25 protein-coding genes and 2 tRNA genes are annotated in these 25,135 nt (G+C 62.2%); 14 read left to right on the top strand and 13 right to left on the bottom strand.

Annotated features, from left to right (window positions below):
• Positions 1-52: 52 nt before the first annotated feature.
• Together purN and purM are read right to left on the bottom strand one after the other, a co-directional pair.
• Entirely contained in the window at positions 53-763 is a 711-nt protein-coding gene (purN, locus tag GTW25_RS17130) for a phosphoribosylglycinamide formyltransferase (protein ID WP_252913433.1), read from the bottom strand.
• Positions 760-1,824, bottom strand: coding sequence for a phosphoribosylformylglycinamidine cyclo-ligase (purM, locus tag GTW25_RS17125; RefSeq protein WP_252913432.1), 1,065 nt, complete (start codon positions 1,822-1,824; stop codon positions 760-762). Before purM ends, purN begins: the two co-directional genes overlap by 4 nt.
• A 153-nt stretch (positions 1,825-1,977) precedes the next feature.
• Between purM and GTW25_RS17120 the strand changes: the two genes are divergently transcribed.
• The 3 genes from GTW25_RS17120 (at position 1,978) to GTW25_RS17110 (ending at position 4,078) form a co-directional block, all read left to right on the top strand.
• Positions 1,978-3,105 (top strand): AI-2E family transporter, encoded by a 1,128-nt coding sequence (locus tag GTW25_RS17120; protein ID WP_252913431.1) that lies wholly within the window; start codon positions 1,978-1,980, stop codon positions 3,103-3,105.
• Between the two features lie 7 nt (positions 3,106-3,112).
• Positions 3,113-3,793 (top strand): DnaA regulatory inactivator HdaA, encoded by a 681-nt coding sequence (gene hdaA, locus GTW25_RS17115; RefSeq protein ID WP_252913430.1) that lies wholly within the window; start codon positions 3,113-3,115, stop codon positions 3,791-3,793.
• Between the two features lie 63 nt (positions 3,794-3,856).
• A complete protein-coding gene (locus GTW25_RS17110) occupies positions 3,857-4,078 on the top strand; it encodes a hypothetical protein (RefSeq protein ID WP_252913497.1) in 222 nt (73 codons plus the stop codon).
• A gap of 26 nt (positions 4,079-4,104) precedes the next feature.
• Here the strand turns inward: GTW25_RS17110 and GTW25_RS17105 are convergent, their stop codons facing one another.
• The 5 genes from GTW25_RS17105 to GTW25_RS17085 form a co-directional block, all read right to left on the bottom strand.
• Positions 4,105-4,305 carry a hypothetical protein gene (locus GTW25_RS17105; protein WP_252913429.1) on the bottom strand — a complete coding sequence of 67 codons (201 nt, stop codon included), beginning with the start codon at positions 4,303-4,305 and terminating at the stop codon, positions 4,105-4,107.
• Positions 4,306-4,557: 252 nt separating this feature from the next.
• Positions 4,558-4,634: transfer RNA gene (locus GTW25_RS17100), tRNA-Arg, on the bottom strand.
• A gap of 13 nt (positions 4,635-4,647) precedes the next feature.
• On the bottom strand, positions 4,648-4,953 hold the full coding sequence (locus tag GTW25_RS17095; RefSeq protein WP_252913428.1) for an ETC complex I subunit: 306 nt from the start codon (positions 4,951-4,953) through the stop codon (positions 4,648-4,650).
• Between the two features lie 22 nt (positions 4,954-4,975).
• Positions 4,976-5,052 (bottom strand) — tRNA-Pro (locus tag GTW25_RS17090).
• An 80-nt stretch (positions 5,053-5,132) separates the two neighbouring features.
• A complete protein-coding gene (locus GTW25_RS17085; RefSeq protein WP_252913427.1) occupies positions 5,133-6,299 on the bottom strand; it encodes a cystathionine beta-lyase in 1,167 nt (388 codons plus the stop codon).
• 336 nt (positions 6,300-6,635) lie between these two features.
• Here GTW25_RS17085 and GTW25_RS17080 point away from each other — a divergent pair, with 336 nt between their 5' ends.
• The 4 genes from GTW25_RS17080 to GTW25_RS17065 are packed head-to-tail and all read left to right on the top strand — an operon-like array spanning position 6,636 to position 10,909.
• Entirely contained in the window at positions 6,636-7,664 is a 1,029-nt protein-coding gene (locus GTW25_RS17080) for an amino acid ABC transporter substrate-binding protein (RefSeq protein WP_252913426.1), read from the top strand.
• A 60-nt stretch (positions 7,665-7,724) separates the two neighbouring features.
• The gene (locus GTW25_RS17075) at positions 7,725-8,918 is read left to right on the top strand and encodes an amino acid ABC transporter permease (protein ID WP_372493226.1); all 1,194 of its coding nucleotides are present in this window, start codon (positions 7,725-7,727) and stop codon (positions 8,916-8,918) included.
• 4 nt (positions 8,919-8,922) lie between these two features.
• A complete protein-coding gene (locus tag GTW25_RS17070; protein WP_252913424.1) occupies positions 8,923-10,080 on the top strand; it encodes an amino acid ABC transporter permease in 1,158 nt (385 codons plus the stop codon).
• Positions 10,081-10,105: 25 nt separating this feature from the next.
• A complete protein-coding gene (locus GTW25_RS17065) occupies positions 10,106-10,909 on the top strand; it encodes an amino acid ABC transporter ATP-binding protein (RefSeq protein ID WP_290128104.1) in 804 nt (267 codons plus the stop codon).
• A gap of 56 nt (positions 10,910-10,965) precedes the next feature.
• Here GTW25_RS17065 and GTW25_RS17060 read toward each other — a convergent pair whose 3' ends face one another.
• Genes GTW25_RS17060 through GTW25_RS17050 form a run of 3 tightly spaced genes read right to left on the bottom strand, consistent with a single transcriptional unit; the run spans position 10,966 to position 12,900 of the window.
• The gene (locus tag GTW25_RS17060; protein WP_252913423.1) at positions 10,966-11,430 is read right to left on the bottom strand and encodes a GNAT family N-acetyltransferase; all 465 of its coding nucleotides are present in this window, start codon (positions 11,428-11,430) and stop codon (positions 10,966-10,968) included.
• Entirely contained in the window at positions 11,427-12,653 is a 1,227-nt protein-coding gene (locus tag GTW25_RS17055) for an FAD-dependent monooxygenase (protein ID WP_252913422.1), read from the bottom strand. Before GTW25_RS17055 ends, GTW25_RS17060 begins: the two co-directional genes overlap by 4 nt.
• A 1-nt stretch (position 12,654) precedes the next feature.
• Complete coding sequence (locus GTW25_RS17050; protein ID WP_252913421.1) at positions 12,655-12,900, bottom strand: zinc-finger domain-containing protein; 246 nt, start codon at positions 12,898-12,900, stop codon at positions 12,655-12,657.
• A gap of 139 nt (positions 12,901-13,039) precedes the next feature.
• Between GTW25_RS17050 and GTW25_RS17045 the strand changes: the two genes are divergently transcribed.
• From GTW25_RS17045 to GTW25_RS17035, 3 genes are all read left to right on the top strand, one after another.
• Positions 13,040-15,238 (top strand): RNA degradosome polyphosphate kinase, encoded by a 2,199-nt coding sequence (locus GTW25_RS17045; RefSeq protein ID WP_252913420.1) that lies wholly within the window; start codon positions 13,040-13,042, stop codon positions 15,236-15,238.
• A 7-nt stretch (positions 15,239-15,245) separates the two neighbouring features.
• Positions 15,246-16,754 carry an exopolyphosphatase gene (ppx, locus tag GTW25_RS17040; RefSeq protein ID WP_252913419.1) on the top strand — a complete coding sequence of 503 codons (1,509 nt, stop codon included), beginning with the start codon at positions 15,246-15,248 and terminating at the stop codon, positions 16,752-16,754.
• 172 nt (positions 16,755-16,926) lie between these two features.
• On the top strand, positions 16,927-17,652 hold the full coding sequence (locus tag GTW25_RS17035) for a DNA helicase (RefSeq protein ID WP_252913418.1): 726 nt from the start codon (positions 16,927-16,929) through the stop codon (positions 17,650-17,652).
• A 14-nt stretch (positions 17,653-17,666) separates the two neighbouring features.
• On the opposite strand, the gene rnd is transcribed toward GTW25_RS17035, so the two are convergent.
• Positions 17,667-18,830, bottom strand: coding sequence for a ribonuclease D (gene rnd / locus GTW25_RS17030; protein WP_252913417.1), 1,164 nt, complete (start codon positions 18,828-18,830; stop codon positions 17,667-17,669).
• A gap of 54 nt (positions 18,831-18,884) precedes the next feature.
• Positions 18,885-20,120, bottom strand: a complete 1,236-nt coding sequence (locus GTW25_RS17025) for an MFS transporter (RefSeq protein WP_252913416.1) — start codon at positions 20,118-20,120, stop codon at positions 18,885-18,887.
• Positions 20,121-20,309: 189 nt separating this feature from the next.
• On the opposite strand from GTW25_RS17025, the gene GTW25_RS17020 reads away from it, so the two are divergent.
• From GTW25_RS17020 to GTW25_RS17005, 4 genes are all read left to right on the top strand, one after another.
• The gene (locus GTW25_RS17020) at positions 20,310-20,681 is read left to right on the top strand and encodes an SH3 domain-containing protein (RefSeq protein WP_252913415.1); all 372 of its coding nucleotides are present in this window, start codon (positions 20,310-20,312) and stop codon (positions 20,679-20,681) included.
• Between the two features lie 122 nt (positions 20,682-20,803).
• Positions 20,804-22,597, top strand: a complete 1,794-nt coding sequence (aspS, locus tag GTW25_RS17015; RefSeq protein WP_252913414.1) for an aspartate--tRNA ligase — start codon at positions 20,804-20,806, stop codon at positions 22,595-22,597.
• A 19-nt stretch (positions 22,598-22,616) separates the two neighbouring features.
• A complete protein-coding gene (locus tag GTW25_RS17010) occupies positions 22,617-23,228 on the top strand; it encodes a pyroglutamyl-peptidase I (protein WP_252913413.1) in 612 nt (203 codons plus the stop codon).
• Positions 23,228-23,815 carry a DUF922 domain-containing Zn-dependent protease gene (locus GTW25_RS17005; protein ID WP_252913412.1) on the top strand — a complete coding sequence of 196 codons (588 nt, stop codon included), beginning with the start codon at positions 23,228-23,230 and terminating at the stop codon, positions 23,813-23,815. The genes GTW25_RS17010 and GTW25_RS17005 overlap by 1 nt, the downstream gene beginning before the upstream one ends.
• A 9-nt stretch (positions 23,816-23,824) precedes the next feature.
• Here GTW25_RS17005 and GTW25_RS17000 read toward each other — a convergent pair whose 3' ends face one another.
• Entirely contained in the window at positions 23,825-25,006 is a 1,182-nt protein-coding gene (locus GTW25_RS17000) for an aq_1923 C-terminal domain (RefSeq protein WP_252913411.1), read from the bottom strand.
• Between the last annotated feature and the right edge of the window lie 129 nt (positions 25,007-25,135).

The following is a 25,135-nucleotide window of genomic DNA, read 5'->3' as shown; positions in this document are numbered from 1 at the left end:
TTTCTCCATGGTAGGAAATAATCTTACCATGGATTTCGGGTATCGCAACGACCTAAGGCGTGAACCGGGCGAGGCTTTCGAGGTCGGGCTCGTCGCCGCCGACGGCCGGCGAGAGGACGATCCCGCGCCCGCCCGACGTGCCGAGATTGTCATAGGCGACGCGATTGCCGACAAGTTGGGCGCGTCCGGTCGCGACGAGATCGAGCGCGAGCGGGTAGAGCTGGTGTTCGGCGGCAAGTACCCGGCGCGTCAGGCTTTCCTCGTTGTCGTCGGGCAGCACCGGCACGGCGGCCTGCGCGACGATCGGCCCATCATCCATTTCCGCCGTCACGAAATGCACCGTGCATCCGTGCACCCGCATGCCGGCGTCAAGCGCGCGCTTGTGGGTGTCCAGCCCCTTGAAAAGGGGAAGGAGCGAGGGATGGATATTGATCATCCGTCCCGTCCATTTGCCAACGAACTCAGGCGACAGAAGTCGCATGTAGCCGGCGAGCGCGACGATCTCCACATTCCAGCTCTTCAACTGCGCGTCGATCGCGGCTTCATGGGTTGCCTTGTCGGAATAATCCTTGCGTGGGAGCGCCCTGGCCTCGATATCGAGCGCTGCGGCGTGATTGAGCCCGGCAGCATCGGCCACGTCGGCGATGACGCCGACGATTTCATAGGAGGAACGTGCCCCACCGGCCGCTTCTGCAAGCGTCTTCATGTTCGAGCCGCGCCCGGAAATCAGGACGGCGACGCGCTTTTTCGGCAGTCCGTTCATAGGCCGAGATGCCCCCGATAGACGACGCCGGTCTCGCGGCGCGCGATGATGCGGCCGATCGTCATGACGCGCTCGCCTTCCTTTTGAAGAACGGCGGCGACCTGTGCGGCCTGTCCCGATGCGACGACGAGAATCATGCCGATGCCGCAATTGAAGGTGCGCTTCATCTCGACGGCCGACACGCCGCCGGTCTTGGCCAGCCACGAAAAGACGGGCGGAAGATCGATCGCGTCGAGGTCGAGTTCGGCCGCGAAGTCCTTCGGCAGGACGCGCGGTATGTTTTCGGGGAAACCGCCGCCCGTGATGTGGGCGAGCGCCTTGATGCCGTGCGTGGAGCGGATCGCGTTCAAGAGCGGCTTCACATAGATGCGCGTCGGCTCGAGCAGCGCTTCGCCCAGCGTGCGGTTCTGGTCGAACGGTGCCTTGGCCGACCAGTCGAGCCCCGAGAGTTCGACGATGCGGCGCACGAGCGAAAACCCGTTGGAATGAACGCCCGACGAGGCAAGGCCCAAAATGACGTCCCCTTCGGCAATGTCGTCGGCCGGCAGAAGCTGGCCGCGCTCGGCCGCGCCGACCGCGAAGCCCGCAAGGTCATAGTCGCCGTCGCGGTACATGCCGGGCATCTCGGCCGTTTCGCCGCCGATCAGCGCACAGCCGGCCTGCCGGCAGCCCTCCGCGATGCCTGAGACGATCGCTGCGCCCTGGTCGGGATCGAGCTTGCCGGTGGCGAAATAGTCGAGGAAGAAGAGCGGTTCGGCGCCCTGAACGACGAGATCGTTGACGCACATGGCGACGAGATCGATGCCGACCGTGTCGTGGATGCCCGCCTCGATCGCCACCTTGAGCTTTGTGCCGACGCCGTCATTGGCGGCAACCAGGACGGGATCGGTGAAGCCCGCAGCCTTCAGGTCGAACAGGCCGCCGAAGCCGCCGATCTCGCCATCGGCGCCCGGCCGGCGGGTGGAGCGCACCATCGGCTTGATCTTCTCGACCAGCGCATTGCCGGCGTCGATATCGACACCCGCCTGGGCATAGGTGAGCCCGTTTTTCAGCTCGCTCATCGTCAAACTCCGCCTGTCCGTCCGCGATCGTGCCGCTCTTGGCAGAAGCGGCGCTTAACTGCAAGGCGCCACGCTCATGGCGCACCCACTTGACCGCGCCAACTCGCGGCGCCTATGTCGTTGTTTTGCGCCGGAGCCGATCGGATCGCCGCCATGAAATCGCCCAAGCTTCCCATCCCGCCCGCAGCGGAACAGCCCCGCATGTCCTGGCGCATGCAGGTCATGTTCTGGATTCTGGCGATCCTGGTCCTCGTTCTGTTCCTCGTCGTCTTTTCGTCGGTGCTGCTGCCGTTTCTCGCCGGCATGATCCTCGCCTATTTCCTCGATCCTGTGGCCGACAGGCTCGAACGGATCGGATTTTCGCGCCTGTGGGCGGCCGTGACGATCCTCATCGTCTTCGTTCTCCTGCTCGTCGTAGGGCTTGCCATCGTCGGCCCTATCATGGCCAACCAGCTTGCGGATTTCATCTCGAACGTGCCCGATTATTTCGCGCGGCTGCGCGGTCTCGTCACGTCCGTCGACATCGAATGGCTCTCCTCGCGCGTCGGAATCGAGCCGCAAGGCCTCGAGGAGGGCATCAGTTCGATCTTCTCCGGCGGCGCGGACATCATGACGGGTCTTCTCAGTTCCTTGTGGAGCGGCGGACGCGCGCTGATCGATATCGTGGGGCTTCTCGTCGTCACGCCGGTCGTCGCCTTCTACATGCTCGTCGACTGGGACCGCATGATCGCGCGTGTCGACGAACTGATCCCGCGCGACAATGTCGCCACGGTGCGCCGGCTTGCGCGCGAGGTGGACAATTCCGTCGCCGGGTTCGTGCGTGGGCAGGGCACGCTCTGCCTCATTCTGGGCACCTATTATGCGATCGGTCTGACGCTCGCCGGGCTCAATTTCGGCTTGCTGATCGGCATGTTCGCGGGGCTGATCTCGTTCATTCCCTATGTCGGATCGCTGACGGGGCTTGTGCTCGCTGTCGGTGTCGCCCTGGTTCAGTTCTGGCCCGAATGGCAGATGGTGGCGCTCGTCGCGGCGATCTTCTTCTCCGGACAGTTCATCGAGGGCAACATTCTCCAGCCGAATCTCGTCGGCAAAAGCGTGGGTTTGCATCCGGTGTGGCTGATGTTCGCGCTGTTCGCCTTCGGCTATCTCTTCGGCTTCGTCGGTCTGCTTGTCGCGGTGCCGGCTGCGGCGGCGGTGGCGGTGCTGGTGCGCTTTGCGATCGAGCGCTACGAGGCGTCCGCGCTCTACGGCGGCACGCAGACGCCGCGCAAACCGCTCTGACGCCGCGATGTCGGCTCCAAAGCGCCCGCAGCAACTGCCGCTCGATCTTGCGCACCGTGCCGCGTCGAGCCGCGATGATATCGTGCCGTCGGCCTCGATCGCGCCGGCGCTTCACCTGATCGATCATTATCCGGACTGGCCGGCACCAGTGGTGGTTCTCGTAGGCCCGGCCGGCTCGGGAAAGACACATCTCGCGCGGGTCTGGCAGGATATGAGCGCAGCGGTCTCGCCAAGGCCGGGGCATCTGGCGGCCGCCGCACTCGATCTTGCCGAGCATGGGCCGGTCGTGATCGACGACGCCGATGCGTTGCCGATCGACGAGGCCGGGCTGTTCCATCTGATCAACGCGGTCCGGTCATCGGGAACGCATCTTCTGCTGACCGCGAGCACATCGCCAGCCGCCTGGCCGATCACGCTGCTCGATCTCGCCTCGCGGCTCAAGGCGGCGGCGATCGTGGAGATCGGCGCGCCCGACGACATGCTTCTCGAAGGCGTGCTGACCAAGCTTTTTGCCGACCGGCAGGTCGATGTCGAGCCATCGGTCGTGCAATATGTCGTCAAGCGCATGGAGCGCTCGCTGGAGGCGGCAGGCAAGCTGGTGGCCGAACTGGACAGGCTGGCACTGGCGCGCAAGTCGCGCATCACGCGCGCGCTCGCGGCGGAAGTGGTCGACGACCGTCACGCGTAACGGGCGGCAAGTTTTGGTCTGTTGTGCTCGTGCTGTTTTAGGATAGTCTTTCGTGCGGTGACCATGGAGAAGGCCGTGCCGCTTTATCGAAAGGCTGAGGAAGCCGGAATCATCAAGCCGGCCCAGCTCGCTTTGTTGTCACGGGTCTTTCAGGCGACGTCGCGGGCAGGGGAGAGCGATGCCGAACGCGAGGCGCGCGCGTCGCGAATTCTAGGCTACCATCTGGCTGGCATCGAAGACGAGAACGAACTGACGACGCTGGCAAAACAGCCGCTCCAGCGGTGAATGTGACCGTGTAGCGCTATCCGCGACTATCGGTAGCCGAGAGAGGAAAACTGGTTATGAAACCACCAGTAGCCTAACACCGAAAAAATAAAGATCACGCCGAATAAAGCCCAACCCTTCGGCGTGAGGTTGTCCCCCTTGGCATTACGATAGTCGATGTGCTCGCCCTTGATGAGGAAAACCAAGCCGAATACGACGCAAAGCGGGACTATTGCGAAAGCGCTCAATATATATCGTACGGTCGGCACACCGGCTTGAGCCTATTGCAATGGAGACCACAGAAAGGACCAGAAAACGCCCGCGCCGATTGCAATGGCGCACACGCCTCCAAGCCAAATAGCCAACGGTTGTTCATTGCGAAACTCCCCTGCCGTGCAGATTTTCTTGCACGAGACTCTAACGCTGGCAATAATTTGCGAAGGCTCGGGAACGAAAACTGTAACCGATCTGTAACGGCGATCGGTTGAAATTTGGGGAACTGGCGATCCCGGCAGGATTCGAACCTGCGACCATCGGCTTAGAAGGCCGGTGCTCTATCCATCTGAGCTACGGGACCTGAAGCGGCTGACCTAGTGCGTCCAGGGAATCTTGCGATCGTAGCGGAAGTTCTCCGCATAGGAAATCTGGCGGCGACGGGCGTCCTTGGGTTCCTGGACGCGAAACTCGATACCGTTGCGGGTTGCGTAGGCGACCGCCTCTTCCTTCGTCTCGAAGGTCAGGCGGATCTGGCTCTTCATGTCGCCGGACGTCGTGTATCCCATCAGGGGATCGATCTTGCGCGGCTGCTCGGGATCGAATTCGAGCACCCAGAAGCCGGTCTTTGCCTTGCCGGACTGCATGGCCGTCTTGGAAGGGCTGAAAATGCGTGCGGACATCATGGTCTCCGTTCCGTCCCGATGGTCGGAGCGGCAGGATTCGAACCTGCGACCCTCTGGTCCCAAACCAGATGCGCTACCAGGCTGCGCTACGCTCCGACATCCGGGCTGATGCGCCTGACTAGTTGGTCGTGCGCGGCTTCGCAAGGGGCAAAATGCGCTTTGCCCCTTGTAACGGCTCATGCCGACAGGGCGGCAAGTCCCCGTTCGATGTCCGCCTTGATGTCGGCGACGTCCTCGAGCCCGATCTGGAGACGGATCACCGGTCCCCCATAGTCCTTCTTCGAAACGGTACGGTCCGAAAGATCGACATGGACGGCAAGGCTCTCATAGCCGCCCCAGGAATAGCCGAGCCCGAAGATTTTCAGCGCGTCGAGAAACGCATGCGCCTCGCGCTGGCCGCCCTTTGCCAAAACGATCGAGAAAATGCCGCTCGAACCTTTGAAGTCGCGTTTGAACAATGCGTTGCCGGGGTGGCTTTCAAGCGCCGGATGAAGGACTTGTGCGACGTCCTCACGCCCTTCCAGCCATCTTGCGAGCGCAAGCGCGCTTTCCTGGTGCCGTTCGAGCCGCAGCCCCATGGTGCGCAGGCCGCGCAGCACCTGATAGACATCGTCAGGCCCGGCGCACACGCCTGTCGTCAGATAGGTGTCCCAAAGCCTCTCCCAGCAAGCTTCATTGGCCGAAACGGTGCCGAGAAGCACGTCGGAATGGCCGGCTGGATATTTGGTCGCGGCATGGATGGAGATGTCCACGCCGTGGTCGAGCGGGCGGAAGTAAAGCGGGGTTGCCCAGGTGTTGTCCATCATGACGACCGCCCCGCCCGCATGCGCGGCCTTGGAGATCGCCGGAATATCCTGCATGTCGAAAGTGTTGGAGCCTGGCGCTTCGGTGAAGACGACCGACGTGTTGGGCTTCATGCGATCCGCGATCGCCGCGCCGAGACCCGGCTCGTAATATTCGACCTCGACGCCGAGACGCTTCAGCATCGTATCGGCGAAACGGCGCGTCGGATTGTAGATCGAATCGACCAGCAATATGTGGTCGCAGGCCGACACGAAGCCCAGAAGCGGGATCGTGACGGCGGCAAGCCCCGAGGGAACCGCGATCGTTCCGACCGAGCCTTCCAATTCGTTGATGGCTTCACAAAGCGCGTCCGTCGTGGGGGTGCCACGCGTTCCGTACGTGTATTTCTGGCCGCGCGATGCCATCGTCGCGGCATCCTTGAACAGGACGGTCGATGCGTGGACTACGGGCGGATTGACGAAGCCGTGATAGTCGCGCGGATCGTAGCCGCCATGGGTAAGAACGGTGTTGGGCCCACGGGGACCGAAATCCTTGGTCATGCTTTTCCACCACTTGTTGCATTGCTTCGCGCAGCCTTAGCGTCCTGCACGATCTGGTGCAACGCAAGGATTTGCTCAACCTCTAGGCATTGACGCGGATCGAGGCGACGTTGGGGAACGTGGCGAAATCGTGTCCGTCCGACAGGGCCACAAACGTATTCAGGCTTGACCCAGCAAAATTTATGGCCTTCGATGCCGATTGTGGATGGGAGCACAATGTCGGTCGCCGACAATGAGGCGACGTCGTGGCGACCCGGCGGTCGTGCGGCCGCTTCCGGAAATATAACAAGACCGAAGCGCTGCAAGTGCTTCGAAATAAAGAGGGTAAGTGGGCAAATGAACAAGCTTTTGGTGGGTATTCTTGGCGGTGCGGTTATGGCGTTGGGCGTTTCGGCCGCGTCGGCCCAGACGCTGAACGACGTCAAGTCGGCCGGCTCCGTGAAGTGCGGCGTCCATACCGGTCTGGCCGGCTTCGCCGCGCCGAACGACGCGGGTGAATGGGCCGGCTTCGATGCCGATTTCTGCCGCGCCGTGGCGGCTGCGGTCTTTGGCGACGGCGAAGCGGTGACCTTCGTTCCGACCAACGCGACCGAGCGCTTCACCGCGCTTCAGTCCGGCGAAATCGATCTTCTGTCGCGCAACACGACGTGGACGCTCAGCCGCGATACCACGCTCGGCCTCACCTTCGCGGGCGTCAACTACTATGACGGCCAGGGCTTCATGATCAATTCGACGGCCCTGCCGGACATCAATTCGGCGTTGCAGCTTTCCGGCGCGGCGGTCTGCGTTCAGTCGGGCACGACGACGGAACTCAACCTGGCGGACTATTTCGCGGCCAACAACATGGAGTACAACCCGGTTGTTTTCCAGGGCTTCGAAGAGACGAACGCCGCTTATGAGGCTGGCCGTTGCGATGCCTACACGACCGACGCATCGGGCCTTTACGCACTTCGCCTGACGCTCGCCAATCCGGACGAACACGTCGTTCTGCCCGAAATCATTTCCAAGGAGCCGCTCGGGCCTGCCGTTCGTCAGGGCGACGATCAGTGGTTCAACGTCGTCAAGTGGTCGCTCTACGCGATGATTCAGGCCGAGGAACTGGGCGTCACCCAGGACAATCTCGAGGAGATGCTGAACTCGGAGAACCCGGAAATCCGTCGTATCCTTGGTCAGGAAGATGATTCCACCATCGGTGAGGGCCTCGGCCTCGAAAACGACTGGGTCGTCAACATCATCCGCGAAGTCGGTAATTACGGCGAGGTCTTCGACCGCAACATCGGCGCCGGCAGCCCACTCGCGATCGCCCGCGGCCTTAATGCGCTGTGGACCGACGGCGGCCTGCAATACGCAATGCCGATCCGCTGATCACCGAGTGATGTTACGGAAGGCGGGATTGTCCCGCCTTCCGCCTTTGCGGCCGGAGGGATGATGGCTTCGCAAACTCAAGTGAGCGGCGCGGAGCCTGCGCGCGCTTCATGGATCAATGATCCGAAATTCCGCGGAATTTTCTTTCAGCTCGTCGTCGCCGCAGCGATCATCGCATTCGTATGGTGGATCGTCGGGAACACGACGGAAAACCTGCGCCGTGCGAATATCGCATCAGGTTTCGGCTTTCTGAACGGCCGCAGCGGCTTCGATCTGAGCCAGTCTCTGATCGCCTATTCATCGAATTCGACCTTCGGTCGGGCGCTTGTCGTCGGTCTTTTGAACACGATGCTCGTCGCGGTGACCGGTATCATCACCGCCACCATCGTGGGCTTCATCGTCGGCATCGGGCGTCTGTCGAAGAACTGGCTGATTGCGCGCATCTGCACGGTCTATGTCGAGGTCTTCCGCAACATCCCGCCGCTGCTCGTCATCTTCTTCTGGTATCTGGGCGTTCTGTCGGTGCTGCCCGGACCGCGCGACAGCGTCGATCTCCCTCTCGGCTCCTACCTGAACAATCGTGGGCTCTTCCTTCCGCGCGTGATCTGGGATCAAGCCGCCTGGGTCATCCCCGTTTCCATTGCCGCCGCGATCATTGCGATCGTTGCGATCGGTATCTGGGCGCGTCGCAGACAGGCCGCAACGGGACGGATTTTCCCGATGTTCCGCGTCGGTCTGGCCATTTTCATCGGCCTTCCGGTCATAACCTATTTTCTTGCGGGCTCTCCCGCGACGGTCGAACTTCCCGAATTGTCGACCTTCAACATTCGCGGCGGCTGGACGATCCGACCCGAATTCCTGTCGCTCTATCTGGCGCTTTCCTTCTACACGGCCTCCTTCATCGCGGAGATCGTTCGCGCAGGCGTGCTCGGCGTGTCGAAGGGTCAGTCGGAAGCGGCCTACTCGCTCGGCCTTTCGCCGCGCCGCACTTTGCGGTTGGTGGTCGTCCCGCAGGCGCTGCGCATCATCATTCCGCCGCTGACCAGCCAGTATCTCAACCTGACGAAGAATTCGTCGCTTGCGATCGCGGTCGGCTATGCGGACCTTGTGGCCATCGGTCAAACGACCATGAACCAGACCGGTCAGGCGATCGAGGTCGTTGCGATCTGGATGGTGGTCTATCTCGGCCTCAGCCTGCTCACGTCCGGCTTCATGAACTGGTACAACGCCAAAATGGCGCTGGTGGAAAGGTAAGACCATGCAGGAACATGATCTCTCCTATGTCCGCATGGAAATGATCAATGCGCAGACGGCACCGGAGCGCGATCGCGGTGTCGTGAGGTGGCTGCGCACCAATCTTTTCGCCACGCCGATCGATACGGTGCTGACGCTGTTGGCGATCCTGCTGCTCGCCTACACTTTGCCGAATTTCCTGCGCTGGGCCTTCGTCGACTCGGTCTGGACGGGCGCCAACCGCGAGGTCTGCGCCACGGTCAGCCAGGGCGGCATCCAGCCTGACGGCTGGTCGGGTGCATGCTGGGCGTTCGTGAATGCGAAATTCGCGCAATTCATGTACGGTCGCTATCCCGTCTTCGAACGCTGGCGGGTCGACTACACGGCGATCGCCTTCGTGGTCCTTCTGGTGCCGCTCCTGATCCCCCGCATTCCGTTCAAGGCGATCAACGCGGCGCTGTTCTTCTTGGTCTTCCCGATCGCGGCCTATTTTCTTCTGGTCGGCGGTCATTTCGGCCTGCGCTACGTGCCGACCTCGCTGTGGGGCGGTTTGCTCGTCACCATGGTCCTGTCCTTCGTCGCGATCGTGATATCGCTGCCGATGGGCATCCTGCTGGCGCTCGGGCGACGATCGAAACTGCCGGTCATCAAGATGATCAGCGTGATCATCATCGAGACCGTTCGCGGCGTGCCGCTCGTGTCGGTCCTGTTCATGGCCAGCGTGATGCTGCCGCTGTTCCTGCCTGCCGGCATGACGTTCGACCGGTTTTTGCGCGCTCTGGTCGGGCTTTCGATTTTCGCGTCCGCCTATATGGCGGAGGTGGTGCGCGGCGGTCTTCAGGCAATTCCTAAGGGCCAGTACGAAGGCGCATCCTCGCTGGGTCTCGGCTATTGGCAGTCGATGCGCCTGATCGTTCTGCCGCAGGCGCTGAAGCTGGTCATTCCGGGCATCGTCAACACCTTCATCGGGCTCTTCAAGGATACAAGCCTGGTCTACATCATCGGCATGTTCGACCTGCTCGGCATCGTGCGCCAGAATTTCGCCGATGCGAGCTGGGCCTCACCGCAGACCCCGATGTCGGGCCTGATCTTCGCAGGCTTCGTCTTCTGGATGTTCTGCTTCGGCATGTCGCGTTACTCTATTTTCATGGAACGCCGGCTCGATACCGGCCACAAGAAATAAGGCCGCTGGCCAAGGGGAATGAACAATGGCTATGGATAATGCCGCAACGGCCAGCCAGATCGAGATCGATCGCTCCAGGATGCAGGTGTCGGACACCGATGTCGCGATCGAGATCATCGACATGCACAAATGGTATGGCGATTTCCACGTCCTGCGGGACATCAACCTCAAGGTCATGCAGGGCGAGCGCATCGTCGTGTGCGGCCCCTCGGGCTCTGGAAAATCGACCATGATCCGCTGCATCAACCGTCTGGAGGAGCACCAGAAGGGGCAGATCATCGTTGACGGCAAGGAACTCACCAACGATTTGAAGAAGATCGACGAGGTGCGGCGCGAAGTCGGCATGGTGTTCCAGCACTTCAACCTGTTCCCGCATCTGACGATCCTGGAAAACTGCACGCTTGCGCCGATCTGGGTTCGAAAAATGCCCAAGAAGAAGGCCGAGGAAATCGCGATGCACTATCTCGAGCGCGTCAAGATTCCTGAACAGGCGCTGAAATATCCCGGCCAGCTTTCCGGCGGCCAGCAGCAGCGCGTGGCGATCGCCCGCTCACTGTGCATGAATCCGCGCATCATGCTTTTCGACGAGCCGACATCCGCGCTCGATCCGGAAATGATCAAGGAAGTTCTGGAGACGATGGTCGGGCTGGCCGAGGAAGGCATGACCATGATTGTTGTGACCCACGAGATGGGTTTCGCGCGCCAGGTCGCCAACCGCGTGATCTTCATGGATCAGGGCCAGATCGTCGAACAGAACGAGCCGGAAAAGTTCTTCGATAATCCGCAGCACGAACGCACGAAGCTGTTCCTCAGCCAGATTCTGCACTGAGGGGCATCGGTCGCGGAAATCCCCGCCTGTGGCATTTTTGCGTGCGGCGGGTGCGGTCAGATGTGCTTTTGCATGATCGAAAAGCGTTCGCCTGCCTGGTCGAACGTTTCGATCGTCGTCCAGCCCACCTGGCGGTAGAGTTCCATCGCTGATGCGGTGTACAGCGACAGCCGACCGATATTCGCGTTGCGCACGAGCGTTTCGAGTCCATCGATCAGGCGCAGGGCATGGCCTTTGCCGCGATGCTCGGGCGCGACATAGAGGCCCGCCAGCCAGGGGTTGAGGTCAGGCCGGCCTTCGAGATCGTCAAGGCATAGCGTCACCATGCCGACCGGACGCTCGCCGTCGAGCAGGACGAGTACGGTAGGAAAAAGATCGGCGCTGGCCGCCGCAGCCTCTTCCTCCCGCAATACATCGGCGAGACCGATGCCGTCGTCCTTGAAGAACGCTTCCCACCGCCATGTGCCGGTGATCGAAGTGAGTTCCGGTCTTTGGCCTGTCGTGACGATGGTCAAAATCATCGGATAGATTCGTCAACCTGCCAGCCATAAAGCCAGTCGAGATCGGCCGCGAGCTTTTCGGGCGAGCGGGTCTTGAGGAAGAGGTTGCGCGCGATGGCGACTGGCCCGCGCGCGTGCCAGGCGAACTGGTTGAGGCCACCGCGCAGGCCCACGCGGCGAATGCGCGGGCGGCGCAGGGCGACATAGCGGGCGAGCGCTTCGGGCAGGGCGTTTTCGGCCACCAGTTTTACAAGCACGAACGAATCTTCGATCGCCATCGCCGCGCCCTGCGCTGCGAAGGGAGCCATGGCATGTGCTGCGTCCCCGATGAGCGCGAGCCCGTTCGGGTGCGTCCAGCCGCAGTTGGGGCTGGCGATGTGAAGCGGCCACATGGTCCAGTTCGGCACGAGCGCGGCGAGTTCGGCGATCGCCGGATGGGCGCCGTCGATGAGCTTTGCGAGCAGGACCGGATCGCCTTCGCGCACCCAGCCGGTGCGTGACAGCGTGCCGCTCGTGACGATGACGATATTGAGCGATCCATCGCCAAGCGGGTAGGCGACAGCATGGAATTTCGGCGAAGCGAATGTCGTGACCCGGTCGTCCGGCGCGATCCGGCGGAATGCCGCGCCTTCTTGGGGCGCAAGGGTTGCACGCCAGGCAACGGTTCCAATCGGACGCGTCTGCCCTTCAGGCCCACCATGGTCGCGGATCGTCGACCAGACGCCGTCGGCGCCGACGATAAGCCGCGTGGGGACCGTCCGTTCACCTTCATTTTCGCGGATTGCCAGTTGCGGGATGCCGTTATCGGTTTCGACATCGAAATCGCTGACTTCGGCTCCGGTCGTCAATGTGATGAGCGGTTCCTGCGCGACGCGCTTCAGCAGCGCCGATTGCAAAGCGCCGCGCGCGGCCACCAGATACGGCGCACCCCAGCGCTCCTGCCCGAACGCGCCGAGCCGCACCTCCGCGATCACCTTGAGGCTGATCGCATCGCGGATAGTGACGGCTTCGGGAATTGCATAGCGGCCGTCGAGCGCCTCGATCACGCCCAGACGATCGAGAATGCGCGTCGCATTGGGCGAGATCTGCAAACCTGCGCCGATCTCGTGAAGCTCGGGCGCGCGCTCGAATATCCGGACGGGCAGGCCGCGTTCGGCGAAGGCGAGGGCGGCCGTCAGCCCGGCAATACCGCCACCGACGATCGCGACGGGATGATCCTCGAATCCCTCGGCCGCAATCCCCACGTCAGACGGCGGGTTCGCGGTAGAGCGCGCCGGCGGGCACGGTTTCGGTCGCCTTCAGCGCTGCGTTGAAGCGGTAGAGCGTCGAGCAATAGGGACAGACCTTCTCGTCGCCGTCGCCCATGTCGAGGAAAACATGCGGGTGATCGAATGGTGCGTTTGCACCCACGCACATGAATTCCTTCACGCCGATCTCGATCGCCGCATGTCCGGCGTCGTTCTGAAAATGAGGAATTGCGTGGCCGGCCATGACGGACTCCGAAGATCTCAGGATATCAGGCCTTGAGCGTTTGCAGCATTGCCCCGGTCAATGCAAGATGGCCGATATGAAACTGTCGCAAAAGGCTGGCAGGAGTGGGTAAACTCCGCTCGAGGAATGGTCTGGACACATGAACGAGATGAAGCCGGTAGAACGCAGTTTCGCCAGCCCGGTAGCGCAACTGGCCAAGTCGCCCGAGGCGAACCCCGATCGGTTCGTCAATCGCGAGTTTTCCTGGCTCCAGTTCAACCGGCGCGTTCTGGAAGAATCGCACAATCCGAACCATCCGCTTCTCGAACGGCTGCGTTTCCTGTCCATCTCGGCCACGAATCTCGACGAATTCTTCATGGTGCGCGTGGCGGGTCTTGCCGGGCAGGTGCGCGCCGGCATCGCCATCAAGAGCCCGGACGGCCGCACGCCCGCAGAACAGCTCGAACAGATATTGCTCGAGGTTTCGAGCCTTCAGGCGGATCAGCAGCAAAGCTTTTCATTGCTGGCCGATCTTTTGCGGAAAGAACGGATCGAGATCGTACGCTCCGCCCCCTTGTCGAAGGAAGACAAGGCATGGCTCGAGGATCATTTCCTCGAAGCGATCTTTCCGGTTTTGACGCCGCTTTCCGTCGATCCGGCGCATCCTTTTCCCTTCATTCCCAATCTTGGGTTCTCGATGGCGCTGCAATTGCGTCACCGAAAGGAGGGGGAGGAAATGTCGGCGCTTTTACGCCTGCCGCAGGCGCTCAACCGCTTCGTCCGCCTGCCTGACAGGCGCGGGCATGTCCGCTTCATCGCGCTGGAGGACGTCGTCGAGCTGTTCATCGGGCAGCTTTTCCCCGGCTATGAGGTCAAGGGGTCGGGCACCTTCCGCATCATTCGCGACAGCGATATCGAGGTCGAAGAAGAGGCCGAGGATCTCGTGCGCCTGTTCGAAACGGCGCTGAAGCGCCGCCGGCGCGGGCAGGTGATCCGCATCGAGTTCGACGACGAGATGCCCGCGCCGCTGCGCGATTTCGTCGCCTCACAGCTCAATGTCGGCCCCTCGCGCATCAGCGTTCTGACCGGACCGCTCGCGATCAGCCAGATTTCGGAGATTGTTTCGCTGCCGCGCGACGATTTGAAGTTCCGGCCCTTCAATCCGCGTTTTCCCGAGCGCATCCGGGAACATGGCGGGGATTGCTTCGCGGCGATCCGCGAAAAGGACATCGTCGTCCACCATCCCTACGAGACCTTCGACGCCGTGGTGCAGTTTCTGCGGCAGGCGGCGCTCGATCCCGAAGTCGTCGCGATCAAGCAGACGCTCTATCGCACCTCGAACGACAGCCCCATCGTGCGCGCGCTGATCGATGCCTCGGAGGCCGGCAAGTCGGTCACGGCGCTGGTCGAATTGAAGGCGCGGTTCGACGAAGAGGCGAATATCCGCTGGGCGCGCGATCTGGAGCGTGCCGGCGTTCAGGTCGTCTTCGGCTTCATCGAGTTGAAGACGCATTCCAAGATGTCGCTCGTCGTGCGCCGTGAAGAAGGAAAGCTGCGCAACTACGTGCATCTGGGCACCGGCAACTACCACCCCATCACCGCACGCATCTACACGGATTTGTCTTTCTTCACGAGCGACCCGCAGATCGCGCGGGACGTGGCGCAGATTTTCAATTTCATCACCGGCTATGCCGAGCCGACGGACCAGATGAAGCTTGCGGTTTCGCCGTTCACGCTGCGCCAGAGGCTGCTCGATCACATTCGCTCCGAGATCGACTTCGCCGGGCAGGGCAAGCCCGCGCAGATCTGGCTGAAGCTGAACTCCCTGGTCGATCCGATGGTGATCGATGCGCTCTACGAGGCGAGCCGGGCGGGCGTCGAGATCGACATCGTCGTGCGCGGCATCTGCTGTCTGCGCCCGCAGGTGCCGGGTCTGTCGGACAACATAAGGGCGAAATCCATCGTCGGCCGTTTCCTCGAACATTCGCGAATCTACTGCTTCGGCAATGGCCACGGCCTGCCGTCCGATGAGGCGATCGTCTATTTTTCGTCGGCCGACATCATGCCGCGCAACCTCGACCGGCGGGTCGAAACCATGGTTCCCATCACCAATCCGACCGTCCACGAACAGGTTCTGGGTCAGATCATGCTTGGAAACCTGATGGACAACCAGCAAAGTTTCGAAGTATTGCCGGATGGGACCTCGCGGCGGATGGCGCCCGAGGAGGGGGAGGAACCCTTCAATGCGCAGGAATATTTCATGACGAATCCGTCGCTTTCCGGTCGCGGAAATGCCCTGAAGTCGCATGCGCCCAAGCGCATCGCGCGCCATCGCCGCAAGAAGCAACAGGCTGGCTGACCCCCGCATGATCGCAAATTCGCAGGGCCGCCTGCCGGATCGCCGTCCGGTATCGATCATCGATATCGGCTCGAACTCGATCCGTCTGGTGATCTATGAGGGCATTGCCCGCTCGCCGACCGTTCTGTTCAACGAAAAGATGTTGGCCGGTCTCGGTCGCGGCATCGTGACGACCGGCAAGCTCGATCCCGACGGCGTTCGCCGCGCGGTTGAGGAATTCGGCCGCTTCCGTGCCCTGTCGGAGCAGGCGGGCGCCGAAAGCCTTCATGTGATCGCGACGGCCGCCGCGCGCGAGGCCGAAAACGGCCCGGATTTCATCCACCGCGCCGAGGAAATCCTCGGCACGCCGATCAAGGTGCTGACCGGCCGGCAGGAAGCCTATTATTCGGCGCTCGGCATCATTTCCGGCTTTCACAAGCCGGACGGGATCGCAGGCGATCTGGGCGGCGGAAGCCTGGAGCTTGTGGATGTCAGGGATCGCGAGATCGGCGACGGAATCACGCTGCCGCTCGGCGGCCTGCGGCTTCAGGAAATGGCTCAGAATTCGACGACGGCCGCAACGCGCATCGCGCGCACCGAACTGATCCGCGCAAAGCTGCTGCGGGCAGGGCAGGGCCGAACTTTCTATTGCGTCGGCGGCACCTGGCGGAATCTCGCGCGGCTTCACATGCTGGTTCGCGGCTATGACCTCAACGTCATGCACAATTACGAAATGCCGATGGACGGGCTTTCCGATTTCCTGAAGCAGGTGGAAGCCGGCGAACTCGATAAGGCCGGCGGCATTGATCGCATCTCGAAGAGCCGCCGCGCGCTTCTGCCCTATGGCGCGACCACGCTGCTCGAGGTCCTGCGCGCGATGAAGCCGGACAGGGTCGTCGTCTCGGCGCAGGGCGTGCGCGAAGGCTATCTCTATTCGCTGCTGCCGCAAGACAAGCAACTCGACGATCCGTTGATTTCGGCGGCCGAGGAACTTGCCGTGCTGCGCGCGCGCTCGGTAAGGCATTCGCGCGAACTGGCCGAATGGGTCGGCGAAACCTTCCGCGTCTTCGGCATCGAGGAAACGGAAGACGACGCACGCTATCGCCACGCCGCATGCCTTCTGGCCGATATCGGCTGGCGCGCGCATCCCGAATATCGCGGAACGCAGTCGCTCAACATCATCGCGCATGCGTCCTTCATCGGCGTCGACCATCCCGGCCGCGCCTTCATCGCGCTGGCCAACATGTTCCGCCACGAGGGAATTTCCGCCGACGGCGTCTCACCGGAAATGCGGGCGCTCGCAACGCCCCATTATGTCGAGCGCGCGCGCATTCTCGGCGCATTGTTGCGCGTCGTCTATCTCCTGTCGGCGTCCATGCCGGGCATCATCCCGAGGCTGAAATGGGCGAGCGACAACGGAACGCTGCGCCTCGTCGTGCCGCAGGAGCATGCGGGCCTGAGGGGAGAACGTCCCTCAGGGCGCATGGCGCAGCTTGCAAAGGTGCTCGGCCGGCCGATGGAACTGGTTGTCGGCTGAGGCGTGTTTTCGCGAGCGTCGAATCATGTATTCTCAGCATCGGGTGCCGCCTGCGCCTCCTCCCTCCATCGGGGCAGCAGAATTCATGCAGGGCGTTTTCAACAAGCGAACCGACTATTCGAGCGCGCGCATGAGGAGGGGTTGCGACTATCGCTCGTTATAGGAGGTTTCGATGAAACTCACCCGACCTGTCTTCCGCCTGAAACGCGATGCCCGCATTGCTTCGAAGGCCCACGGCATCCCACTTCACAGCGCCCTCGATCGCGTCGCCGCCGACGAGGGATACAAGAGCTGGAGCTTGCTGGCAGCCGCTCATGCGTCGGCCTCGCCCGAGGATTTTCTGTATTCCCGACTCAGCCCCGGAAGCCTCATTCTGATCGGCAGCCGTCCCGGACAGGGAAAGACCATGATGGGAATGAAGCTTGCCGCCCGGGCAGTGAGATCGGGCAGCACCAGCACGTTCTTCACGCTGGAATATTCCGCAAAAAGCGCTGCCGAACGCGTCAGGCAACTCCAGATGCCGGAGGGCTGCGAGCAGTCGTTCCGCATCGATTGCTCGAACGACATATGCGCCGACTACATCGCAGCGCAATTGCAGACGTCGCCGAATGGCGCGCTCGCCGTTATCGACTATTTGCAGATACTGGATCAGCGCCGGGAAACGCCGCCGCTCGACGATCAGGTCAGGTCTTTGAAGGCATTTGCCAGGCGGCAGGGATTGATTTTCGCCTTCGTTTCACAGATCGACCGGTCGTTTGAAATGGCCGGCCGCTCATGTCCGGATTTGCGAGACGTTCGCTTGCCGAACGAACTCGACCTGTCCCTGTTCGACCATGCGGTGTTCCTGCATGACGGGCAGGTCAGGATGCACCAGCCGCGAAATCATCAGGCGAACTGACGAAAGACGGTGTTTCAAGCCTCGTCGCGAATGTCGAACGCGACGATCCGGCGCTTGTCGAACTTGATGCCGACTTCGCCGCGAACGAGCTTGAGCGCTTTCTCGCCGAAAACCTCACGCCGCCACCCCGACAGGGCGGGCACGTTGGCCTTCTCGCCTTCGCCGGCGATCTTGTCGAGATCGTCGCCGGAGGCGAGCACCTTGGGCGCGACGCCTTCCTGTTCGGCGATCATCTTGAGCAGAACCTTCAGGAGTTCGACCGCCGCGCCCGATCCTTCCGGCTGATGAACCTGCTTGGGCATCTTGGGCAGTTGGTCCTTCGGGATGTCCAGCACCTTGCCCACGACTTCGAGGAGTGACGCGGCGGTGGAGGAGCGCTCCCAGCCCTTCGGCGTCGAGCGCAGCCGGCCGAGTGCGGTCTGGTCGCGCGGGGCCTGCTGGGCGATCTCGTAGATCGCGTCGTCCTTGATGACCCGGTTGCGCGGCACGTCGCGTTCGCGCGCCTCGCGATCGCGCCACGCGGCCACTGCCTGCACGATGGCGAGTTCCAGCGGCTTGCGCATGCGCATCTTCAGGCGCTTCCAAGCGTCGTCGGGGTGCGGGTCGTAGGTCCCGCGTGCGGTGAGGATTTCCATTTCCTCGTTCAGCCAGTGCGCGCGGTCCTCGCGGGTGAGCTGATCCGTCAGATGCCGATAGACATCGATGAGGTGGGTTACGTCCGCCAGCGCATATTCGAGCTGCTTGTCGGTAAGTGGGCGGTGCCGCCAGTCGGTAAAGCGCGAGGACTTGTCGAGACGCTGGCCGGTCACCTTCTGCACGAGCTGGTCGTAAGAGACGCTGTCGCCGAAGCCACAGACCATGGCGGCGACCTGCGTGTCGAACACCGGGTGAGGGATGAGATCGCCCAGATGAAAGATGATTTCGATGTCCTGCCGCGCGGCGTGAAAGACCTTGGTGATCTTCTCGTTCGCCATCAGGCGGAAGAACGGCTTGAGATCGATGCCCTTGGCGAGTGGATCGATCAGCGCCGTGACGCCGGGCGCAGCCATCTGGATCAGGCACAGGATCGGCCAGAACGTCGTCTCGCGGATGAATTCCGTATCGACGGTGACGAAGTCGGATTTCTCGAATTCGGCGATGGCGGCCTCGAGTTCGGCCTGATCCTGGATGAGATGCATGTGTTGCGAGGTTTCCTGTCCTTTGCTTCTCCATTCCAGCCGGGGGCAGGCACGTCAACCGCTATCTTTGTCGCGAGGCCGATGCGCCAGCCGTGCGAAGAAGGGTGACGTGCGGATGAGCGCGGTGAACCGTCCGCGTTCTTCCGGCGGCGGTGCGGACCGCACACGCATGCGATAAAGCGTGACGGCGATGAAGAACGCATAGACGCCCGCCAGATAATAAAAGAGCGCCGGGTTGCCGAACTGCGTCAAAAGCAGCGACGAGGTGAGCGGGCCGATGACCGCGCCGATCGCGTAGAAGAACATCAGCGCTGCGGCGACCTTCACATAGCCGCCTTCGCCCGCATTGTCGTTTCCGTGCGCGGCGGCCAGCGAATAGATCGGCATGGCGAAGGCCGAGAAAATGAAGATCAGAACGAAATGGGAAAGTGCGCCGCTTTGCGTCATGAGCGCGATCGCAAGTGCCGCCAGCATGGCGGCGGCCGAGGTCAGGACAAGCACCTTGCGCCGGTCCCAGCGGTCCGACAGCGAGCCGAGCGGATATTGCAGGACGACGCCGCCGATGACGCCGAGCGAGATGAAGGTGGCGATCTGGCTGACGGAGAGTCCGATCGACTGCGCATAAAGCGGCCCGACGAGCCGGAACGCGCTGTTGGCAAGCCCGGCGACGGCGGAGCCGATGCAGGCGAGCGGCGAGATCAGCCACACGCTTTTCAGGTCGAGCTTCAATTCCTTCGGCGGGCTGGGATTGGACCGATCCCCGAGTGAGACCGGCACCAGCGACAGCGTGATCATGATCGCCATCACGCCGAAGATCGTGAACCCGTTCGTGCCGAACAGCGGGATCATGAACTGGGACAGCGTGGTGCCTACGAGATCGATCACGCGGTAGACGGATGTCGCGCGGCCGCGCGTGGCGTTGCCCACGCTCGAATTGATCCAGCTTTCCATAACGGTGAAAAGACCGGCGAAGCAGAAGCCGATCAGGAAGCGCAGCACGATCCATGCGACGGGATCGATGAAGAGGACGAGCGCCAGGGTGCCGCTCGCCGCCATTGCCGCGAGGGCTGCGAAACAGCGGATGTGACCGACGGAGCGCAGCATCTGCGTGATCGTCATGCAGCCGAGGAAGAAGCCGGCGAAATAGGCCGCGCCGATAACGCCGATCAGCCCGGTCGAAAACCCTTCCTCCTGGCCGCGCAGCGCAATCAGCGTTCCCTGCAGGCCGTTACCCGCGAGCAAAATGCCGGCGGCGATCAGGAGCGGAAGAAGAGGGCGGATGGAGATCATGAAAATCCGGGTCGGTCCCGTCCTCTATACTCTGCCTTGGGCACGCCGACCATGATCCAGCACGCCGGAGGAGTAGCCCCACATCAGTGGAGGTTGGCGATTAGGAATATGGAGTCGATCATGTTAGTGTCGATTTGTTACAGTTCGAAACTTTGTGTGGGCGCAGTCTCCCGGATAGGAACGAAATCGATGGTGAAGTTCATGCCCGGCACGATATCGATGACGCTGGCGATGTTGGTCTCGATCGCGACGGCGTTGCCCGCCGGCGCCCAATCGCGCATGTCGGTCACGGACGACGCCAATGTCCGCAGAACCTGCCCGTCGCTCGAATGCGGTGTGGTCGGCCGCTTCCATCTTGGCGAATCCATCGTCGTCTATGAAAGCGTCGATGGCTGGTCGCGCGTTTCGGAATATTACACCGCCGGTTGCTTCGATGGCCATGCCGCCTTCGTCGACAGCGGATCGGACGCATGCACGGCGGAGAACGGCATCCGCAACGGCGAACTCGCCGAGTGGATACGTTCCGATTTTCTGAGCACGGTCGGAGACATCGCCGGCTGACGGCGCCCGCCGTCGAAAATCTTGACAAAATGGGTCCCGCATGCGCTTTTCGCGCGAAATTTCGGGCCGGTCTGTTCGACGGCGAGCCCGGCGACCATCGAACCAGTCTGGAAGAACCTCCCATGCATGCCTATCGCAGCCACACTTGCGCGCAACTTCGCAAATCCGATGTCGGCGCCAATGTGCGTCTTTCCGGCTGGGTGCATCGCGTGCGCGATCATGGCGGGCTCCTCTTCATCGACATGCGCGACCATTACGGCCTGACGCAGATCGTCGCCGATCCCGATTCGCCATGCTTCAAGGTGGCCGAGACCGTGCGCGGCGAATGGGTCATCCGCGTCGACGGTGAAGTGAAGGCTCGCACGGCCGAGACCGCCAACGCGAACCTTCCGACCGGCGAAATCGAGATTTTCGCCCGCAGCATGGAAGTCCTGTCCAAGGCGAAGGAACTGCCGCTGCCGGTCTTCGGCGAGCCGGATTATCCCGAGGATATCCGCCTCAAATACCGCTTTCTCGACCTACGCCGCGAAACGCTGCACCGGAACATCGTCCAGCGCACGAAGATCATCGCCGAGATGCGCAAGCGCATGGGCGATGTCGGCTTCACCGAGTTCTCGACGCCAATCCTGACGGCCTCGTCGCCGGAAGGGGCGCGCGACTTCCTCGTACCGTCGCGTTTGCATGAAGGCTCGTTCTACGCGCTGCCGCAGGCGCCGCAGATCTACAAGCAGTTGATCATGGTGTCCGGCTTCGACCGTTATTTCCAGATCGCGCCCTGCTTCCGTGATGAGGACCCGCGCGCCGATCGCCTGCCGGGCGAATTCTACCAGCTCGACCTCGAAATGAGCTTCGTCGAACAGGAAGACGTGCTGTCGACCATGGAGCCGGTGCTGCGCTCCGTCTTCGAGACCTTCGCGGACGGCAAGCCGGTCACTCAAACCTTCCCGCGCATCGCCTATGACGACGCCATGCGCAAATACGGTTCCGACAAGCCGGATTTGCGCAACCCGATCGTCATGGAAGCTGTGTCCGAGCATTTCGCCGGATCGGGCTTCAAGGTGTTCGCAAACATCCTCGCCAACGACCCGAAAGCGGAAGTCTGGGCGATTCCCGCCAGGACCGGCGGCTCCAGAGCCTTCTGCGACCGCATGAATTCGTGGGCGCAGGGCGAGGGCCAGCCGGGTCTCGGCTATATCTTCTGGCGCAAGGAAGGCGACAAGCTCGAAGGCGCAGGGCCGATCGCCAAGAATATCGGCGAGGAGCGCACGGCGGCAATCGCGGCACAGCTCGGCCTCGGCGACGGCGACGCCTGCTTCTTCGTCGCGGGCGATCCGAAAAAGTTCGTCGCGTTCGCAGGTGCGGCCCGCACCCGTGCCGGCGAGGAACTGAACCTCGTCGACCGCGACCGGTTCGAACTGTGCTGGATCGTCGATTTCCCCTTCTTCGAGTGGAACGAGGACGAAAAGAAGATCGACTTCGCCCACAATCCGTTCTCGATGCCGCAAGGCGGCATGGAGGGGCTTGAAGGCGGCGAGCCGCTTTCACTCAAGGCGTTCCAGTACGACATGGTCTGCAACGGCTTCGAGATCGCATCCGGCGGCATCCGCAACCATCTGCCTGAGACGATGGTCAAGGCGTTCGAGATGGTCGGCCTTTCCCGCGAGACGGTCGAGGAGCGTTTCGGCGGCCTCTACCGCGCGTTCCAGTACGGCGCGCCGCCGCATGGCGGCATGGCGGCCGGCATCGACCGGATCGTGATGCTGCTGGTCGGTGCGAAGAATTTGCGCGAAGTCACCATGTTCCCGATGAACCAGCAGGCGCAGGATCTGTTGATGAACGCACCTTCGCAGGCGACTTCGCAGCAATTGCGCGAGCTTCATCTGCGCGTCGCGCCGACGGCGAAGAAAGACGCCTGACGACATGGCGGCGGGCGGCATGACGAACCATCGTCGCCCGCGCATTCTCCTGACAGGCTTTTCGGTCTTTCCCGGCGCGCCGGTCAATCCGACCGAGGCGCTGGTCGAAAACCTGACCGATACTCCGCCAACGATCGATGCCGAGTTTCGCGCGGCCGTCCTCTCGGTCGAATACGAGACGATCGCAGCGCAGTTATCTGCGCTTTGCGAAGACTACGCGCCGGTCATTGCGCTGCATTTCGGGCTTGCCCAAGCCTGCCACGGCTTCCGGCTGGAGCGCATCGCGCGCAACACGAATGCGCAGGCACGGCCAGACAATCTGGGCAATCTTCCGTCGTCGCAAGCGATCTGCGACGGGCCTGAAACGCTGGTCTCGACACTGCCTCTGAAACGCATTGCGCACCGCTTCGAAGCGGCCGGCCTGCCCGTCGAATGGTCGGAGGATGCGGGCGGCTATCTGTGCAATACGGTGTTCACGCTCTCCGCTGCCCATGCCTGCGACGGGCTTGCTCCGTCGATGACCGGCTTTATCCATGTACCGCCGCCCGATAGGATGAAGTTTGCCGATCTTCGCCGCGGCGCGCTGATCGCCTTGGATGCCTGCGTCACTGAATGGCGAGAGGGGATTTGATGAAACGACCTTTGATTGCCGCATGCCTCGCCATCCTGCCCGCCGTCGCACAGGCCAACTGGCAGGCAACCGAGCGCATCGACGCCTATGCGGTTTCGGGCACGACAGGAATCGATCTTTATCGTTCGATCGGCGAGCGCGGCCCCAAGATCGGCATCGGCAGGGCGATCGCACATACCAATTTCGAGCTTTTGTGGTCGCGGGACTATCGCCCGCAATCCGACGGCTCCTGCGTTCTTGCAACGGCACGGCCGAGTCTGGTGATCACCTATACCTTGCCGAAGCCGTCCGGCCCGCTGTCACCTGCGCTCCAGCGCAACTGGGAAACCTTCATCGAAGGTATTCGTGTCCATGAGCGGGTTCACGGGCGCGATATCATCGAGATGGTCGAGGCGATCGAGGCCTATTCAGTCGGCCTGAGAGCCGAGGCGGACCCCGGCTGCCAGAAGGTGCGGCAGAAGCTGCAAACACGCCTCGGCGAACTCTCGCAGGCGCAGCGGCAGAAAAGCCGGGACTTCGACCGCGTCGAGATGAGCGATGGCGGCAATATCCATCAGCTCATCCTGTCTCTGGTCAACGGCGAATAAACCAGACGCTCAGTCGTTCGCCGTCACGGTCAAGCCGAGTTGCTGCACGAGAAGGTCCGGCGAGGCGGCGCCGGCCGCCAGCACCATGGCGAACGGAACGGGGGTGGCGGGCGCGGCCCGGATCGTCAGCGATTGCGGGTCGTCGAGGAAGGCCGAAACCGCGCCGGTCGCCATCTGCATGAGCTGCGGTGCGTTGAGTTGTGCCAGGATGAGGGGGAAGACCGCCTTGGTCTGATTGACGACATCCGCCCGCGTCGCGCCCTGATCTTCCGCCGCATAGTCGATGACGCGGTTGGTGAGCGAGGCGTCGTCGAAACGGATCTCCATGCCATGGATGTTGATCTGCTGCATGAGGCCGAGCAGGGCCAGCCCCTGCGCGGACTGATCGCCTTCCGGGTTCGCGGCCATCCTTTCGGTTGTCTCGCGCAAAGCCTTGATGAAGGCCGGCGTGTAGCCGCTGATGTCGACCGTGATGCCGAGCGTGCCGGCATCCTCGATGATGAAATCATATTGCGAAAGCTTCAACCGCCCGTCGCCCGCCGCCCAACTGCCGGCGAAATCCATCTGGCCGGAAATCTGCTCGTAGCCGAGACGTTCGATGACCGCTTGCTGCTCGGGATTGTCGGCTGCGGTAAGGTCTGCCGTAAATCGCTCGGCGCCGCCCGTGAAAGCGAGTTCGCCGTCGCCCTCGGGAGGTGTGATCCGTGCATTGAGATTGGTGAGCGAGAAGACTTCGCGGCCTTCCATCTCGAACCGTGCGGCACCCAGCGATGCGTATTCGTAGAAAAAGACTTCCGCGCCGGCGACTTCGACGCCTTCGTCGGGAAGGAACACGGCGTCCATCACCACGTCGGTCAGCGTGACGGTGCCGCCGGACTCGGTCGCTTCGTAGCTCGGCATGGAAATGCGCTCGACGCGATAGCCGTCATCGACCTGCGAGATATCCGTGAACGTGATGTCGCCGATCGGCTGCGGTCCGCCTTCGGCATTGACGGTCACGCCGGTGATGGTCGCATCGTCGCCCGAAATGTCGGCATTGGCCCAGGCCATTTCGATGCCCTGTTCGCTCATCAGCGCCCTGAAGCGTTCGAGTGCGGCATCGGCATCCTGCGCCCAGGCACCGGAAAAAGCCGATGCCGACAGGGTGACGCCAAGCGCCAGCGTTTTTAGTTGGTTCGCGACGAGCTGCATCTTTTCCTACCCGAGAATTTTTATTGTGCGCCACATGATCGCAAGCGCCTCGAAAAGGCAAACGATCAATCTGCAACGCGGTTTCATGGGGCAATGCTTTTCGGTGGATTGACAGGGGCTGTGTCGGCC

The sequence above is a fragment of the Aliihoeflea aestuarii genome (genome assembly GCF_024105665.1).
GTDB classification, from domain to species: domain Bacteria; phylum Pseudomonadota; class Alphaproteobacteria; order Rhizobiales; family Rhizobiaceae; genus Aliihoeflea; species Aliihoeflea aestuarii.
This window is presented reverse-complemented; position numbering and strand designations above follow the sequence as displayed.

Bases quoted from the DNA above. Each gene is read 5' to 3' on its own strand.
- GTW25_RS17045 (WP_252913420.1), top strand. From the start codon at position 13,040: ATGAACGAGATGAAGCCGGTAGAACGCAGTTTCGCCAGCCCGGTAGCG.
- GTW25_RS17095 (WP_252913428.1), bottom strand. From the start codon at position 4,953: ATGTCCGCACGCATTTTCAGCCCTTCCAAGACGGCCATGCAGTCCGGC.
- GTW25_RS17110 (WP_252913497.1), top strand. From the start codon at position 3,857: ATGGAGAAGGCCGTGCCGCTTTATCGAAAGGCTGAGGAAGCCGGAATC.
- GTW25_RS17060 (WP_252913423.1), bottom strand. From the start codon at position 11,430: ATGATTTTGACCATCGTCACGACAGGCCAAAGACCGGAACTCACTTCG.
- GTW25_RS17050 (WP_252913421.1), bottom strand. From the start codon at position 12,900: ATGGCCGGCCACGCAATTCCTCATTTTCAGAACGACGCCGGACATGCG.
- purM (WP_252913432.1), bottom strand. From the start codon at position 1,824: ATGAGCGAGCTGAAAAACGGGCTCACCTATGCCCAGGCGGGTGTCGAT.
- GTW25_RS17075 (WP_372493226.1), top strand. From the start codon at position 7,725: ATGATGGCTTCGCAAACTCAAGTGAGCGGCGCGGAGCCTGCGCGCGCT.
- GTW25_RS17120 (WP_252913431.1), top strand. From the start codon at position 1,978: ATGAAATCGCCCAAGCTTCCCATCCCGCCCGCAGCGGAACAGCCCCGC.
- GTW25_RS17080 (WP_252913426.1), top strand. From the start codon at position 6,636: ATGAACAAGCTTTTGGTGGGTATTCTTGGCGGTGCGGTTATGGCGTTG.
- GTW25_RS17005 (WP_252913412.1), top strand. From the start codon at position 23,228: ATGAAACGACCTTTGATTGCCGCATGCCTCGCCATCCTGCCCGCCGTC.
- aspS (WP_252913414.1), top strand. From the start codon at position 20,804: ATGCATGCCTATCGCAGCCACACTTGCGCGCAACTTCGCAAATCCGAT.
- GTW25_RS17000 (WP_252913411.1), bottom strand. From the start codon at position 25,006: ATGCAGCTCGTCGCGAACCAACTAAAAACGCTGGCGCTTGGCGTCACC.
- ppx (WP_252913419.1), top strand. From the start codon at position 15,246: ATGATCGCAAATTCGCAGGGCCGCCTGCCGGATCGCCGTCCGGTATCG.
- GTW25_RS17035 (WP_252913418.1), top strand. From the start codon at position 16,927: ATGAAACTCACCCGACCTGTCTTCCGCCTGAAACGCGATGCCCGCATT.
- rnd (WP_252913417.1), bottom strand. From the start codon at position 18,830: ATGCATCTCATCCAGGATCAGGCCGAACTCGAGGCCGCCATCGCCGAA.
- hdaA (WP_252913430.1), top strand. From the start codon at position 3,113: ATGTCGGCTCCAAAGCGCCCGCAGCAACTGCCGCTCGATCTTGCGCAC.
- GTW25_RS17065 (WP_290128104.1), top strand. From the start codon at position 10,106: ATGGCTATGGATAATGCCGCAACGGCCAGCCAGATCGAGATCGATCGC.
- GTW25_RS17020 (WP_252913415.1), top strand. From the start codon at position 20,310: ATGGTGAAGTTCATGCCCGGCACGATATCGATGACGCTGGCGATGTTG.
- GTW25_RS17010 (WP_252913413.1), top strand. From the start codon at position 22,617: ATGACGAACCATCGTCGCCCGCGCATTCTCCTGACAGGCTTTTCGGTC.
- GTW25_RS17085 (WP_252913427.1), bottom strand. From the start codon at position 6,299: ATGACCAAGGATTTCGGTCCCCGTGGGCCCAACACCGTTCTTACCCAT.
- purN (WP_252913433.1), bottom strand. From the start codon at position 763: ATGAACGGACTGCCGAAAAAGCGCGTCGCCGTCCTGATTTCCGGGCGC.
- GTW25_RS17025 (WP_252913416.1), bottom strand. From the start codon at position 20,120: ATGATCTCCATCCGCCCTCTTCTTCCGCTCCTGATCGCCGCCGGCATT.
- GTW25_RS17070 (WP_252913424.1), top strand. From the start codon at position 8,923: ATGCAGGAACATGATCTCTCCTATGTCCGCATGGAAATGATCAATGCG.